The 14,870-nt window shown below is 64.5% G+C and carries 15 protein-coding genes; 4 read left to right on the forward strand and 11 right to left on the reverse strand.

Annotated elements, in window-relative coordinates; all coding sequences use genetic code 11:
* Positions 1-26: 26 nt before the first annotated feature.
* The 8 genes from AACZ17_RS00275 to ttcA are packed head-to-tail and all read right to left on the reverse strand — an operon-like array spanning position 27 to position 6,157.
* On the reverse strand, positions 27-569 hold the full coding sequence (locus AACZ17_RS00275) for a DsbE family thiol:disulfide interchange protein (protein ID WP_290743709.1): 543 nt from the start codon (positions 567-569) through the stop codon (positions 27-29).
* Positions 553-2,541 carry a heme lyase CcmF/NrfE family subunit gene (locus AACZ17_RS00280; RefSeq protein ID WP_290743717.1) on the reverse strand — a complete coding sequence of 663 codons (1,989 nt, stop codon included), beginning with the start codon at positions 2,539-2,541 and terminating at the stop codon, positions 553-555. Before AACZ17_RS00280 ends, AACZ17_RS00275 begins: the two co-directional genes overlap by 17 nt.
* Positions 2,538-3,005: a cytochrome c maturation protein CcmE gene (ccmE, locus tag AACZ17_RS00285; protein ID WP_290743723.1), complete on the reverse strand. Its 468-nt coding sequence runs from the start codon at positions 3,003-3,005 to the stop codon at positions 2,538-2,540. The genes AACZ17_RS00280 and ccmE overlap by 4 nt, the downstream gene beginning before the upstream one ends.
* Positions 3,005-3,208: a heme exporter protein CcmD gene (gene ccmD / locus AACZ17_RS00290; RefSeq protein WP_290743728.1), complete on the reverse strand. Its 204-nt coding sequence runs from the start codon at positions 3,206-3,208 to the stop codon at positions 3,005-3,007. Before ccmD ends, ccmE begins: the two co-directional genes overlap by 1 nt.
* A complete protein-coding gene (locus AACZ17_RS00295) occupies positions 3,208-3,954 on the reverse strand; it encodes a heme ABC transporter permease (protein ID WP_290743730.1) in 747 nt (248 codons plus the stop codon). The genes ccmD and AACZ17_RS00295 overlap by 1 nt, the downstream gene beginning before the upstream one ends.
* A gap of 56 nt (positions 3,955-4,010) precedes the next feature.
* Positions 4,011-4,694, reverse strand: coding sequence for a heme exporter protein CcmB (ccmB, locus tag AACZ17_RS00300; protein ID WP_290744827.1), 684 nt, complete (start codon positions 4,692-4,694; stop codon positions 4,011-4,013).
* Positions 4,694-5,287, reverse strand: a complete 594-nt coding sequence (ccmA, locus tag AACZ17_RS00305) for a cytochrome c biogenesis heme-transporting ATPase CcmA (RefSeq protein ID WP_339637490.1) — start codon at positions 5,285-5,287, stop codon at positions 4,694-4,696. The genes ccmB and ccmA overlap by 1 nt, the downstream gene beginning before the upstream one ends.
* Before the next feature lie 27 nt (positions 5,288-5,314).
* Complete coding sequence (ttcA, locus tag AACZ17_RS00310) at positions 5,315-6,157, reverse strand: tRNA 2-thiocytidine(32) synthetase TtcA (RefSeq protein ID WP_290743732.1); 843 nt, start codon at positions 6,155-6,157, stop codon at positions 5,315-5,317.
* Positions 6,158-6,284: 127 nt separating this feature from the next.
* Here ttcA and AACZ17_RS00315 point away from each other — a divergent pair, with 127 nt between their 5' ends.
* Positions 6,285-7,265, forward strand: a complete 981-nt coding sequence (locus tag AACZ17_RS00315) for a malate dehydrogenase (protein ID WP_290743734.1) — start codon at positions 6,285-6,287, stop codon at positions 7,263-7,265.
* The gene (locus tag AACZ17_RS00320; RefSeq protein WP_290743736.1) at positions 7,266-7,895 is read left to right on the forward strand and encodes a TetR/AcrR family transcriptional regulator; all 630 of its coding nucleotides are present in this window, start codon (positions 7,266-7,268) and stop codon (positions 7,893-7,895) included. It begins immediately after the preceding gene.
* Between the two features lie 13 nt (positions 7,896-7,908).
* Here AACZ17_RS00320 and AACZ17_RS00325 read toward each other — a convergent pair whose 3' ends face one another.
* Positions 7,909-10,377 carry an FtsX-like permease family protein gene (locus AACZ17_RS00325; protein WP_339637493.1) on the reverse strand — a complete coding sequence of 823 codons (2,469 nt, stop codon included), beginning with the start codon at positions 10,375-10,377 and terminating at the stop codon, positions 7,909-7,911.
* A gap of 10 nt (positions 10,378-10,387) precedes the next feature.
* A complete protein-coding gene (locus tag AACZ17_RS00330; RefSeq protein WP_290743740.1) occupies positions 10,388-11,053 on the reverse strand; it encodes an ABC transporter ATP-binding protein in 666 nt (221 codons plus the stop codon).
* On the opposite strand from AACZ17_RS00330, the gene AACZ17_RS00335 reads away from it, so the two are divergent.
* Together AACZ17_RS00335 and bioA are read left to right on the forward strand one after the other, a co-directional pair.
* Positions 11,052-11,684: an arylesterase gene (locus tag AACZ17_RS00335; RefSeq protein WP_290743741.1), complete on the forward strand. Its 633-nt coding sequence runs from the start codon at positions 11,052-11,054 to the stop codon at positions 11,682-11,684. The genes AACZ17_RS00330 and AACZ17_RS00335 overlap by 2 nt on opposite strands.
* Entirely contained in the window at positions 11,681-12,988 is a 1,308-nt protein-coding gene (bioA, locus tag AACZ17_RS00340) for an adenosylmethionine--8-amino-7-oxononanoate transaminase (RefSeq protein ID WP_290743743.1), read from the forward strand. The genes AACZ17_RS00335 and bioA overlap by 4 nt, the downstream gene beginning before the upstream one ends.
* A gap of 3 nt (positions 12,989-12,991) precedes the next feature.
* Here bioA and AACZ17_RS00345 read toward each other — a convergent pair whose 3' ends face one another.
* Positions 12,992-14,860, reverse strand: coding sequence for a hypothetical protein (locus AACZ17_RS00345; protein WP_290743747.1), 1,869 nt, complete (start codon positions 14,858-14,860; stop codon positions 12,992-12,994).
* Between the last annotated feature and the right edge of the window lie 10 nt (positions 14,861-14,870).

Here is a 14,870-nt window from a genome sequence, read left to right on the forward strand (position 1 = left end):
GGCGCCCAGTGCGAGCAGCCTCGCCTTCACGGCTGTTCTCCCATGGCCTGTACCTCGCGCCAGATCGGTTCGAGGGTGTCACGCCAGACCCGATCATCCACTACGCCCACATGGCGGTAGCGAATCACGCCCGCGGCATCGACCAGGTAGGTCTCCGGCGCGCCGTAGACGCCAAGATCCACGCCCAGCGTGCCCTCGCGATCGACGATATTCGCCCGGTAGGGGTCGCCCAGCTCACGCAGCCAGCGGCGAGCGGCCTCGTCCTCGTCCTTGTAGTTGATACCGTATATCGGCACGCCACGGTCCGCCAGCTGCTGCAAATAAGGGTGCTCGGCGCGGCAGGAAATACACCAGGTCGCCCAGACGTTGAACAGTGCTGGCTCGCCAATCACGTCCTCACGCGAGAGCTCGCGACCGTCGGCCAGGGCGGTCAGGGTGAACGCGGGCAGAGGCTTGTCGATGAGCGCTGAGGGCAGCGCCATCGGATCCAGCGACAGCCCGCGGTACAGGAAGCCTGCGAGTACGACAAAAATGAACAGGGGCAGGAACAGCTTAAGCCTGGGCGCCACGCACACCCCCTTGCCGCAGAATGTCACGCGCCGCACTGCGCTGGCGACGATAGCGCTTGTCGGCAACCGTCAGGAACCCGCCCACCGCCATCAGCAGGGCCCCGGCCCACATCCAGCGCACAAAGGGCTTGTAGTGCAGGCGGATCGCCCACGCTCCCGCCGTGCCCACCGGTTCACCCATGGCGACAAACAGGTCGCGGAATATGCCGGCGTCAATGGAGGCCTCGGTCATGACGCTGCCACTGGCCAGGTAGCGACGTTTCTGCGGGGCCAGGCGAACCACCTCGCGGCCGTCCCGATACACCACAAAGCGCGCCTCATCAGCGACGAAGTTTGGCCCCTGCACCGTGCGCACATCGATAAAGCGGAATTCGTAACCCGCCAGTGTATCGCTGTCGCCCGGGCTCATCTTGAGGTCGTGTTCGATGTTGTACTGGCTGGTGAGTACGACACCGATAATCGTGGCGGCGAAGCCAACGTGCGCCACCACCATGCCCCAGTAACTGGGCGTAAGACGGGCCAGACCTGCCCCGATGGAGGCACTGTGGCGCACCCGGTTGGCGATATCGCGGAGCAGCCCCACCACCAGCCAGCCGGCAAACAGCACCGCCAGCGCCACCCAGAGGTTGTAGTCACCTTCGTGGAACAGCGGGAGTGTGAGCGCACACCCGAGAGTCACCAGCGCGGGCACCAGCAGCTCAGCCTTCCAGCGACGGGTGCTGTCACGCTTCCAGCGCGACAACGGTCCAACCGTCATGAAGGGTACCAGCAGGGCCATCAGTGGGATGAACACGGCATTGAAATAGGGCGGCCCGACGGAGTACTTGCCCTGGCCCAGGGCGTCCATGAGTAGCGGAAACAGCGTGCCGAAGAGCACGGTCAGCGTGGCCACCAGAAACACCACATTGTTAACCAGCAGCAGGGATTCACGGGAAATCCAGGCGAAACTCACCCGGCTCGCCACTGCCGGAGCACGCAGGGCGTAGAGCACCAGCGAACCGCCAGTGACGATGCCCAGGAAGACCAGAATGAACATGCCACGTGCCGGATCCGTGGCGAAGGCGTGCACCGAGGTCAACACGCCGGAACGCACCAGGAAGGTGCCCAGCAGGCTCAGTGAGAAGGCAAAAATGGCGAGCAGCACTGTCCAGCTCTTGAACAGGCCGCGTTTCTCGGTGGCCGCCAGCGAATGCACGAGCGCCGTACCGGCCAGCCAGGGCATGAACGAGGCATTCTCAACCGGATCCCAGAACCACCAGCCCCCCCAGCCCAGTTCGTAATAGGCCCACCAGCTGCCCAGCATGATGCCCAGCGTCAGAAAAGCCCAGGCGACATTGGTCCACGGCCGCGACCAGCGCGCCCATGCGGCGTCCAGTCGACCGCCGAGCAGCGCGGCAATGGCAAAGGCGAACGCAACCGAGAAGCCCACGTAACCCATGTAGAGCAGCGGTGGGTGAATAATCAGCCCGAAGTCCTGCAGCAGCGGATTCAGGTCCTGGCCGTCGGCGGGCGTGCCGGGTAGGAGGCGCGCAAAGGGGTTGGACGTCAACAGTGAGAACGCCAGAAAACCGACGCCGACAAAGCCCATGACCGCGAGCACCCGGGACAGCATCACCAGCGGCAGCTGGGGGCTGAACACCGCCACGGCGAAGGTCCAGAGGGCGAGGATCCAGACCCACAGCAGGAGGGAACCTTCATGATTGCCCCACACGGCGGAAAACTTGTAGTACCAGGGCAGCAGGCTGTTGCTGTTGTTGGCAACGACCTCTACCGAGAAGTCATCCTGCAGGAATGCCCAGGTCAGGCAGGCAAAACTCAGCGACGTAAACACCAGTACGCCAATCGCCAGGTTCGGCGCCAGTGCCATGGCCGTCACGTTGCGACGCCAGCTGCCCCAGAGGGGAACGGTGCATAGCAACACCGACAGGCAAAGGGCCAGAATCAGCGCAAAGTGACCCAGCTCGGGGATCATTGTCCGTACCCCTGCCCGGCAGCCTGTTCGGCCATGCGGGACTTTGACGCCTCCAGCGCCTCGGCCACCTCTGGCGGCATGTAGTTCTCGTCGTGCTTGGCCAGCACTTCCGATGCCTGCAGCACGCCGTTCTCATCCAGCTTGCCGGCGGCAACCGCTCCCTGCCCCTCATCGAACAGGTCCGGCAGGATACCCGTGTAGACCACAGGTACCACAGCCTCGTAATCGGTGACCGCGAAACGCACTTCCAGGCTGTTATCGCTGCGCTGTACGCTGCCGTCAACCACCATGCCACCCACCCGGATATTCTGACCCACCGGCGCCAGGCCGGCTGCCACGTCAACCGGCGGATAAAACAGGTTGATATTGCCACGCAGGGCGTAGGCCATCAGGCCTATCGCGGAGCTGGAGAAGACAACGAGAAACAACACCAACCACAAACGTTGCTTGCGAACCGGGTGCATCACACCTCCTTGCTGGCGCCGGGCGGACTGCCGCCCTCCGAGCGCCGGATTTGCCCCTCAAGCTGCCGCAGGAAACGCTTTTCCCGCCGCCGGGGCGCGTAGACCATGAACACGATCACCCCAATTGTAATGAAGTAGGCGGACCAGACAAACGCACCGTGGCCCTCCATCTGCACGACCGCCGCCAGCGACTCGAAATACATCAGTTGCCCCCCCGCTCGCCAGCCAGCGCCCGGACCCAGGCGGTCCGCTGTTCGCGCTGCAGTATCTCCGCACGCATGTTCAGCAGCAGCGCGCAGGTAAACAGCGCGTAGAATGCGAGAATCATGAACAGCAGCGGATACAGCATGCTGGGGTCGATGGTGCTGCCGCCGGTGAACTTGATCGACGCAGGCTGGTGCAGGCTGTACCACCAGTCCACCGATTTGTAGATGATCGGGATATTCACCGTGCCCACCAGACTCAGTACCGCGCAGGCCTTGGCAGCCAGTGCCTTGTTCTCGTAGGCCTCGTACAGGGCCACTACGCCGAGATACAGGAACAGCAGGATGAGCATGGACGTGATGCGGGCATCCCACACCCACCAGGTACCCCAAGTCGGCTTGCCCCATATGCTGCCGGTGACCAGGGCGATGAAGGTCAGCGCTGCGCCAATCGGGGCACAGGCGCGCATCGCGATATCGGCCATTTTCATGCGCCAGATCAGGCTCACCGCGCCGGCAATGGCCATCACGTAGTAACCGGCCAGTGCCACCACGGCAGCGGGCACATGAATGTAGATGATCCGGTAGCTGTTGCCCTGCCGGAAGTCCGGTGCCGTGAACAGCAGCCCCCAAACGGACCCGGCTACCAGGGCCACCACAGTGATCGGCAGCAACCAGCGAAGAATGGACCCGGAGAGGCGATACAGCCACGGCGGGGACCCGAATTTATGGAAGAGCGTCCACATGGCGCGGGATTATACAGTGACCACAGCGGCGAACAATCCAAATCAGAGGAAATTACTCAGGTATCGACACTGATGCGTAAACCTGCGGCGATGGCCAGCGGAGCCAGCGCGATGGATATGCACAATAACGCACCCAGAATCGCCAGATAGGGCCCCGCCGGGTTACCGTTCAGGGCGGCCTGCACCGCGCTGCTGCCAAAGATCAGCACCGGCATATAGAACGGCAGGATCAGCAGGGAAATCAGCATGCCGCCTCGCTTCAGGCCCACGGTGAGCGCACCGCCAATGCCGCCAATCAGGCTGAGCACCGCAGTGCCGAGCAGCAGGCTGAGGGCCAGCGCGGGAATGGCTGTCGGCGCCAGGCCGAGCATCAGCGCAAACACCGGCGACGCCAGCCCGAGCAGCAGCCCGGTCAGCAGCCAGTGCGCCAGCACATAGGCCAGTGCGGAAAAATACAGCGGCTGGGGCGCCAACAGCAGCTGCTCCAGACTGCCGTCCTCGAGGTCACTGCGGAATACCGCATCAGAGGTCAGCAGATTCGAGAGCAGCGCCACAATCCACAGGATGCCGGGGGCGAAATCCGCCAGCGTGTCAGGTGCGGGACCCAAGCCGAGTGGGAACAGGGCCACCACCATGGCAAAAAAGAGCAGCGGATTGCCAAGCTCTACCGGACGCCGCAACCCGAGCACCAGTTGCCGGCGCACCAGACGAAAACAGAACCCGGCGGCAGAGGCAGGCATCACTGCAGGGCTCCCGTCGCAAGGTCGAGGCGCAGCAGCGGGTACGCCACGGCAATCGGCTGGTGTGAGGTCAGCAACACGCCGCCCCCCTGCTGCAGATGCGCCAGCAGCCGCGCTTCAAGTACGGCGACACCTGCGCGATCTATGGCAGTAAAAGGCTCGTCCAGCAGCCACAGCGGTGCACGGGTCAGGAACAGACGCGCCAGATTGACGCGCCGGTGCTGGCCCGCGGACAGCGCATGGCTCGGCACATCCTCGTAACCGTACAGACTCACCGCTGCCAGCGCCGCATCGATGGCCTCTGGGCTGAAGCCCGCCTCCCCCGCCACATGCCACGCCAGGTTTTCACGCGGCGTCAGCAAGCCCTTGACCGCACTCTGGTGGCCGAGGAACAGCTGTGGTGCGAAACGCTCCACGCTGCCGCTGAAACCGTAGCGCGAGAGCCCGGCAAGAATGCGCAGCAGGCTGGTCTTGCCGGCGCCATTGGCACCCTCGACCTGCACCAACTGGCCGCGCTGCAGTGCCAGCTCAATACCACTGAACAGCTGTCGCCCGCCCCGCTCCAGACCCAGTTCCCGGGCCCTGAGCAACACGTCCCCTGTCGCGCTCTCGCTCGCCACCTAGAGGTTGACGACGCGGATCGCGGGCAGGTGCAGGTCGCGATCAACCTCCGCGCGCAGGCTGGTGAAATCGAACAGCGCCGTATCCGCCAGCTGTGAGGGTGCCACATTACAGATGCCCCGGAAGATGGTTTCGGTGCGTCCGGGATACTGTCGCTCCCAGTCCGCCAGCATCTGCTTGATCTGCACCCGCTGCAGGTTTTCCTGCGAGCCACAGAGATTGCAGGGAATGATGGGGAAGGCCTTGTAATCCGCGTAGGCCGCGAGATCTTTTTCCTTGCAGTAGGCCAGGGGGCGTATCACCACATTGCGGCGGTCGTCGCTGAGCAGTTTCGGCGGCATGGCCTTCAGACTGCCGCCGAAGAACAGGTTCAGGAACAGGGTTTCGACGATATCATCGCGGTGATGTCCCAGCGCAATTTTGGTGGCACCGATATCGGCGGCGAAACCGTAGAGGCTGCCGCGACGTAAACGCGAACACAGGCCACAGGTGGTCTTGCCCTCAGGTATCACCGAGCGCACGATGCTGTAAGTGTCCTTTTCGAGAATGTAGTACGGTACGTCCAGCTGCTCGAGGTACGCTGGCAATACGTGCCCGGGAAAGCCGGGCTGCTTCTGGTCAAGGTTTACGGCTATCAGCTCGAAGTCCACCGGCGCGCTGCTGCGCAAGGCCAGCAGCACATCGAGCATGGCATAGGAATCCTTGCCGCCAGACAGGCACACCATCACGCGGTCGCCCGCTTCAATCATGCCGTAGTCGGCGATTGCATTGCCGACATTGCGCCGCAAACGCTTCTGCAACTTGTTGAATTCTGTTCGTTCTTTTCTGCTGAGCTCGCGCACAACCGCCTGCCGCCAATGCCTGAGAGGGGCGCCATTTTACAGGCAGCGGCTTGTTTTTTCACCCGTTTCACTCGACAATGACGCCCCCTTGTTTGCCAACCACCCGACCCTTGAGGACTCTCTTCCCATGAAAGCACCCGTTCGAGTGACCGTTACCGGCGCCGCTGGCCAGATTGGCTACGCGCTGCTGTTCCGTATCGCCTCCGGCGCCATGCTGGGCGACGATCAGCCCGTGATTCTGCAACTCCTGGACATCACGCCGGCCATGGAAGCCCTCAACGGCGTGCGCATGGAACTGGATGATTGCGCGTTTCCGCTGCTGACCAATATCATTTGCACCGACGACCCTGCCGTGGCCTTCAAGGATACCGACTACGCCCTGCTGGTCGGCGCCCGTCCGCGCGGCCCCGGCATGGAGCGCAAGGACCTGCTGGAAGCCAATGCGGCCATCTTCTCCGTGCAGGGCAAAGCGATTGATGCCCACGCCAGCCGCAACATCAAGGTACTGGTCGTCGGCAACCCGGCGAACACCAACGCACTGATCACCCAGCGCAACGCGCCGGACATCAACCCGCGCAACTTTACCGCGATGACCCGCCTGGACCACAACCGTGCGATGACCCAGATCGCCCAGAAAACCGGCAAGACGGTCAATGATGTGAAGAAAATGACCATCTGGGGCAATCACTCGGCCACCCAGTATCCCGACCTGTTCAATGCCGAAGTGGCGGGCGAAAAAGCCATTTCCCTGGTCGACCAGGCCTGGTACGAGAACGACTTCATCCCCACCGTGCAGCAGCGCGGTGCCGCCATCATCAAGGCGCGCGGTGCGTCCTCCGCTGCCTCCGCAGCGAATGCCGCCATCGACCACATGCGCAGCTGGGCACTGGGCACTGACGGTGACGACTGGGTTTCCATGGGCGTGTATTCCGATGGCTCCTACGGCATCGCCGAGGGTCTGATCTACTCGTTCCCCTGCCGCTGCAGCAACGGTGACTGGGAGATCGTGCAGGGCGTTGACGTCGGCGAGTTCAGCCGCGGCAAGATGCAGGCCACGGAGCAAGAACTGGCCGAAGAGCGAGACGCCGTCCAGCACCTGCTGCCCTGAATGGCAGCGACAGGAACACCCTCTGCCCGCCAGCGGAGCTATCACCATGGCAACCTGCGGGCAGAGCTGCTGGATTCAGCGCTGGAGCAGCTTGAGGCTGCAGGCGCTGATGCCCTGAGCCTGCGGGCCCTGGCCCGCGGCGTTGGCGTCTCGCAAACCGCGCCCTACCGGCACTTCAACGACAAGGGCGATCTACTGGCGGCGCTTGCAGCCGTCGGCTATCGGCGCCTGCTGAACGATCTGCGCAAAGCGGCGGATGACACCGGCGACTGCCCCGAAGAGCAATTGCACGCCCTGGCGCGCAGTTACATCGCCTACGCCGAGCGCTACCCCCAGATGTTCAAGCTCATGTTCGGCCCCGCTGTGCAACCGGCGGAGGCCTATCCCGAACTGCGTGAAGCGAGCCGCGACACCTTCCAGCAGGTGCGCTCCATTCTCCATCACGGTATTGCCCGCGGCAGCTTTCGCGAGCTCGACATCGCCTACCTCACCAACGCCGCCTGGGCGGGCATTCACGGCCTTGCCACGCTGCTGGTTGACGCACCGCAGCTGTTCAAGCGGCACATTGACCTGCCGCGCCAGATCCAGCTCAGCGTGCAGACGTTTATCGACGGTATCAGTACGCACTGACCCGTCGCTCCGGTCAGAGCTCCCGCAGCACCGCCAGCGGCGGACTGGACACCACCCGCCGACAACTGAACACGCCCAGCCCTGCAATCAGCACGGCGCCACCCCCCACGCCCAGGGGCCACATCCAGGGCGAGGGCGCATAGGCCATGCCCATGACCTGTGCCTGCAGTATGTACACTGAGAGCTCCGCGCCGACCGTGGCAAGCAGGCCGGCGAACACCCCCAGCGCAGCAAACTCGATCCACAGCCCACCCAGCACCAGTCGCCGACGGGCCCCCAGCGCACGCAGGATGGAGCTTTCGTGCATGCGCGCGTCCACGCTGGCCTGAACCCCGGCGACCAGTACCAGGGCACCGGCGGCCATAATAACTGCCAACACCAGCTCCACCGCCGCGGACACCTGGCTGACGATCCCGCGCACCTGCTCCACCACCACGTCCATTTCCACCACGGTGACCGTGGGGAACTGGCGTATGAAGCCGTTGAGAAAGGGCTTCTGCTCCGGCTGCAGGTAGAAACTGGTCATGAAGGTGGCTGGGTACGGCGCCAGCAGGCGCGGCGGAAACACCAGCCAGAAGTTGGGATTGAAGGATTGCCAGTCCAGCTCGCGGATACTGGTGACGGTGGCCTCAAAGGCCTCGGAGCCCACCTGGAAGCCGATCCGGTCGCCCAGCCCCACAGCAAAACGCTCGGCAAATTCCACTTCCAGCGACACCTCGGCAGCGTCGCTGTGGGGCGCCCACCAGCGCCCCTCGAGCAGGCTGTTGTCGGCGGGCAGCGTATCTGCCCAGGTAAAGTTTGCTTCGCGCTGCCGGCGCCCTTCCTCTTGGTCGTCTGTCTGCGGCAGGTCTTCGCCGTTGACGCTGAGGATACGGCCGCGAATCATCGGGTACAGCGGCGCGCCGGGTATCTCGCGGCTGCGCAGCATTTGCTCCACACCCTGCACATCCTCCGGCGCGATGTTCAACGCAAAGTGGTTGGGGGTATTCTCGGGGAGTTGGGTCTGCCAGGCGTCGATCAGGGAGGTACGCACCAGCAGGAGCACCAGCAGCAACATGATCGCCATGGCGAAGATTACCACCTGCAGCGCATTGGCGGTGCCGCGCCGCTGCAGACCCGCCAGCGCCAGGCGCCAGATGCTGCCAGCGCTCATGCCAACCAGCCGTCCGCCCCGCAGCAGGGTCAGCGCCAGACCGAGGCCGAGCAGCACAGTGACCGCCAGCCCGCTCAGGACCGCCAGGGTGATTTTCCAGTCGCCGCTGTACCACCACATGAGGCCCGACACGGCGCTGAGCCCCACGGCGTAATCCAGGAGCGTGCGGCGCTGTTCCTGGGGCATGTCACGCCGCAGCACGCGCAGGGGACTCGCCTGACTCAACCGGCGCAAGGGCGGCCAGGCAAAGCACAGCAGGCAGACCAGCGCGGTCGCTGCGCCGATGGCGTAGGGACGCACGCCCGCGGGGCCCGGAGTCACCGGCAACTGCTCCCCGAACAGGGTGAAAAAAGCGGACTGCAGGGCCCAACCCAGGCCACACCCCAGTGCAGTGGCACCCACGCCCAACAGCAACAGGCTGCGCCCGTAGAGACGCGTGATGTTTGCAGATGTCGCCCCGAGGCTTTTCATGATTGCCACATAGTCATTGTGACGCTCGCTGAAACGCCGCGCGGCAAGCGCTATTGCCACCCCCGCGAGCACGACACCCAGACTGCCGGCCAGCAGCAGAAAACTTTCGGCACGTTGCAGGGCCTGACCCAGCCCGGGCTGACCCTCGTTGACGTCCAGCAGCCGCTGCCCCTCTTCCAACTGCGGGGCCAGCCAGCGTTCGAAGCGCTCCACGGCCGGCGGCTCGCCGGCGAACAGCTGCCGATACTCCACCCGGCTACCGGGCTGCACCACGGCGGTCGCCGCAATGTCGTCGTAGTGCATCAACACCCGCGGCCCCAGGCCGAGAAAGGAGCCACCCTGATCGGGTTCCGTGCGCGCCGCCGCCGCAATCCGGAACGACGCTTCACCGACGCTCACGGTATCGCCGATGGCGACACCGAGTAGCGGGAACAGTCGCGAGTCCAGCCACACTGTACCTGCGGCCGGGCCACCGGTGGCAACCTGTACCTGACCGAAGGGCTGCTCGCTGTAGCGCAGCTCTCCCCGCAACGGATAGCGGCTACTCACCGCCTTCACCGAAGCCAGTACCATGCCCTCCTCCCCGGCGTACACCATGGAGGGAAATGTCAGCACCTGCGCCGTATCCAGACCACGACGCCCGGCCTCTTCCAGCCAGGCCAATGGCGCCTCGCTGCCGCTGCGTACCACCCGGTCAGCAGCGAGGAAACGGTGACTCTCCTGCGCCAGCGCGCTCTGCAGGCGGGTGGTGAAGGCGCTGATCCCGGAGACCACCGCCACCGCCAGCACCAGCGCCGCCACCAGCACGCCCAGTTCGCCACCGCGCCAGTCCCGTGCCAGCATACGGGTTGCTGTCATGGACACGGCCCTAGCCTCCGTCAACAAGTGCGCCGGCCGCCAGGCGGAACCGGTGCTGACAGCGCTCAGCGAGGCTCAGGTCGTGTGTCACCAGCACCAGCGTGGTGTTCTGCTCCCGGTTGAGTTCAAACAGCAGATCAACGACGTGGCCACCTGTTGCAGTGTCCAGATTGCCCGTCGGCTCATCGGCAAACAGAATCGAGGGATTGTTGGCAAAGGCGCGGGCGATGGCCACCCGCTGCTGCTCTCCGCCCGACATCTGCCGCGGGTAGTGCTGGATGCGGCCCGCCAGGCCGACGCGTTCCAGAAACGCCTGCGCCTGGGCCAGCGCGTCGCCCTGCCCCTGCAGCTCCAGCGGCAGCATCACATTTTCCAGCGCCGTCAGTGCCGGCAGCAGCTGGAATGACTGGAACACAAAGCCCACATGCTGGCCACGAAACACCGCACGCTGGTCCTCGTCGAGTGCGGTGATGTCCGTGCCGTTAATAACCACGCGTCCGGCACTCGCTTCATCCAGCCCTGCAAGCAGGCCAAGCAGGGTGGATTTGCCAGATCCGGAGGCGCCGATGATAGCCACCGACTCCCCCGACTTGATTTCCAGAGTGATCCCTTTCAGTATCTCCAGCTCGCTGCCGCCCATCGGCACCCGCTTCTGGAGATTTTCAGCCTTGATCATGTCGCGATTCCTTTTCGCACTGATACGCACCACACGCGCCGCCGGATTGTGCCTGCTGCTGGCATGGCCGGGCATGGCGCAGGCAGACAGAACCCTTCTGGTGCTGGGGGATAGTATCAGCGCTGCCTACGGTATGTCTCTCGAACAGGGCTGGGTGAGCCTGCTGGCAGAACGTCTGCGCAGCAGTCACCCCGAGTATACTGTGGTCAACGCCAGTATCAGCGGCGAGACCACCGGGGGCGGGCTGCGCCGGCTGCCGGGCCTGCTCGAGCAGTACAACCCAGAGGTGTTGCTGCTGGAGTTGGGCGGCAATGATGGCCTGCGCGGCCACCCGCCCATGAAGATACGCAGCAACCTGCAGCGCATGACAGAGCTGGCCCAGGAGGCCGGTGCCCGCGTGCTGCTGTTGCCCATGGAGATTCCGCCGAATTACGGCGCGCGCTACACCGAAGCCTTCCGCGACAGTTTCCGCATCGTGGCCAGCCGCACCGGCGCGCAGCTGGGCCCGTTCATCCTCGACGGCGTGGCCACGGATGGAACGCTGATGCAGGACGACGGCATTCACCCCACGGCAGCTGCGCAGCAGCGCCTGCTGGACAACATCATCGACAGCCTGCTGGAGATTCTGTGACAGCAACGGTACACGACTGGACACAGCTGCAGAGCGCAGACGCCGCGCATATCTGGCATCCCTACGCCTCGGCTACCAACCCGCCGGAAGTGTATCCCGTGCGCAGTGCGCGCGGTGTAAGGCTGACATTGAGCGATGGTCGCGAACTCATTGACGGCATGGCCTCCTGGTGGTGCGCCATACACGGCTACAACCACCCGGTGCTCAACCGCGCTGTGCAGGCGCAGCTGGAGTCAATGTCACACGTGATGTTCGGCGGCCTGACACATGCACCGGCAGTGCGCCTGGCGCAGTTGCTCTCCGACATCACGCCGCCGGCACTGGAACGGGTCTTTTTCAGCGATTCCGGCTCGGTGGCCGTGGAAGTTGCTCTGAAAATGGCCATTCAGTACTGGTACTCGGTCGGCCAACCCGGCAAGCAGAAATTCCTCGCCCTGCGCAACGGTTATCACGGTGACACCTTCGGCGCGATGTCGGTCTGCGACCCGGTCACCGGCATGCATCACCTGTTCGGTGACGTACTGCCGAAACACCATTTTGCGCCCGCCCCGGAAACCCCTTTTGGTGAGGCCTGCGACGACAGTGCCATGGCGGCCATGGAAGAACTGCTGGCCAGCCATCACCGGGAACTTGCCGCCGTGATCGTGGAGCCGATTGTCCAGGGTGCCGGTGGCATGCGCTTCTATTCGGCCGACTATCTGGTGCGACTGCGCGCGCTCTGCGATGCCTTCGACGTGCTGCTGGTATATGACGAAATCGCCACCGGATTTGGCCGCACGGGCAAACTGTTTGCACTGGAGCACGCCGGCGTCGAACCCGACATACTGTGCCTGGGCAAGGCCCTGACCGGAGGTTACATGACGCTGGCGGCGACCCTCTGCACCCGGCGCATCAGCGATGGCATCAGCAACGGCGAGGCCGGTGCGTTCATGCACGGGCCAACGTTCATGGGCAACCCACTTGCCTGCGCGACCGCGGTAGCCAGTGTGGAGCTGCTGCTCTCACAGCCCTGGCAGCGCTGTGTTCAGCGTGTGCAGAGCGGACTCGAGGCAGGGCTGGCGCCGGCGCGGGAGATCCGCGGCGTCAGCGATGTGCGTACCCTGGGCGCGATCGGCGTTATCGAGCTTGCCGAGCCGGTGGATATGCGCCAGATACAGCCGCTGTTCGTACAGCGGGGTGTTTGGATACGCCCCTTCGGTCGTCTGGTGTACTGCATGCCGCCCTACATCATGAACGAGACGGACCTGGCCACACTCACCGCCGCCATGGTGGATACTGTCGCTGAAGTCTGCGCGGCCGGCTGAACCTCAGGCCATGAATTCCCCGGCCTGATCCAGCCGGGCGGCGACCCCGACACTGGCCTCCCGTACCGCAGCCCAGTGGTCCAGCGCATCGGCAAAGCCGCAGGCGTATTGACGAAACGTTTCCAGCAACTGGTCTTCACGGCTGCCCTCGGGGACACCGTGCAGCATGGCCGGAGACTGCGGCTGTGCAATCAGCGCCTGGGTTTCGTCCAGCGCGCGCTGCAGGTAGGCCAACCAGGCTTCGGAGCCAATTTTTGCGGCCTTCTGGCGCTGATCGATCACCATGCCCAACTGGTTGGCGTGGCCCCGGGCCACCTCTGTGCGAAAATCCAGCAGCAGGTCGCGATCCGAGCGCGCGGCGAGGCGCCGCGCATCCTCGGCGACGTGACGCAGGCGCAGCAGTGGACCCGAGGCATCCTTGTAATCGATATGGTCTGTGAGAAAACGGGCGAACAGGGACACGCCGCCAGTAGCAGCGATGGGCTCGCGGATGCTGAAATGCCGCCCCTCTACGGGCAGGTGGGGCACGCACCAGGGGTATTCCAGGGCCGTAGCGCGGGGATGAATGGCTTCGACCATGGCACCGAACAGGCGATCCTCACCCCGGAACGCGGGAAAGTACGGCGGCAGCAAGGCGCTGTTGTCCAGCCCCGTCACCTGGGACATGGAGGCCATCTTGATCAGTGACAGGCGCGGGCTTCCCAACCAGTTGCAGCGGTTCTCGATGATATCAACCAGCGATGCCTCCTGGCCCAGGAGGCGCGTCAGGGAAGCGTCCTGCAGGGACAATACCCAGTGCACAGAGGACGTGCCCGGATCGCCCCAGGAACCGGACTGGGTGACCAGAATCGGCGCCGACGCCTCCAGTACGCTGACCAGGGAAGCATTCACACCGTGCAACTGCTGCTCGGAGAGCCCATCGGGACAGGCCGCCGCCACTGTGGCGCCGACTGTGCGCCCCAGCAGGCTGGCGTGACCGCTCAGCGGGTCGAAGTCTGCCGGCACTGCTGCCTGCATCAGGGCATCGCGGTCGGCGAAAAAAGCGGCCTGGCGCGAAGCCGAGCCGGCGATAGCAAGCCCCGGCTCGCTCACGGGCGGCAGCAGCGCCTGACACAGCACATCGTCGTCCATCACGATGGCACGGTAACCGACCGACAGCAGCAGGCTCAGTGTGCGGGCGCGCCCGTAGGTTTTCTGGCCGGACCACTGGGCAGGGTCGAGCAGAAAGCGCAGACCTGCCTCGGCACCGGGCGTGCTGGCGATCAGCCCCTCAAGCAATACCTGCTGTGCGGCCTCGCCGACGTAACGCATGTCAACGGGACTGCGGGTATTGAAGCCCGCCACCAGCTCGCGATTGGCGGCCCGCGATTCTGCCTCGCGCGAATCGTCAATAAGGTAAAGCGCTTCGTGCCGCGTCAGCTTGCCGTTGCGCAGCAGGGACTCCAGCAGGCGCTCCACGGCCGCAGGGCGATCACAGGTGATGAGGAACACACGGGTGGCTGCCGGCTCCGGACCCGCGTCGCCGGAAAGCCGCTCCGCCGCGTCGCTGGCGCGCAACAACATGCCGTTGGCCAGCAGCCCCTCAAGTGCCTGCACCGCCAGCTCGGGACGCCCCTGCAGCTCGGGCCGGCTTGCGGCAAGCAGCGCGGCATGTTCGGCGATCGTGCGAAACGTGGTGCAGCCGGTAAGCCCCTGCACCACCTGGGGCGCCATCATCTGCTGGCGATTGTTGTCGCGGTTGATCACCAGCACCGCCGTGTCACTCATGCGAACAAGCTCGCAGTTGGCGAAGGCCACCAGGGGCTGGTGGCTGGCGGCGAGCGGCGGGGCAAGATCACTGGACATGGCGGCAACATCTGGCTGGGAAAACACGCGCGAAATT

Origin of the sequence: uncultured Haliea sp. (assembly GCF_963973825.1) — a bacterium.
In the GTDB taxonomy this organism is placed as follows: Bacteria; Pseudomonadota; Gammaproteobacteria; order Pseudomonadales; family Halieaceae; genus Haliea.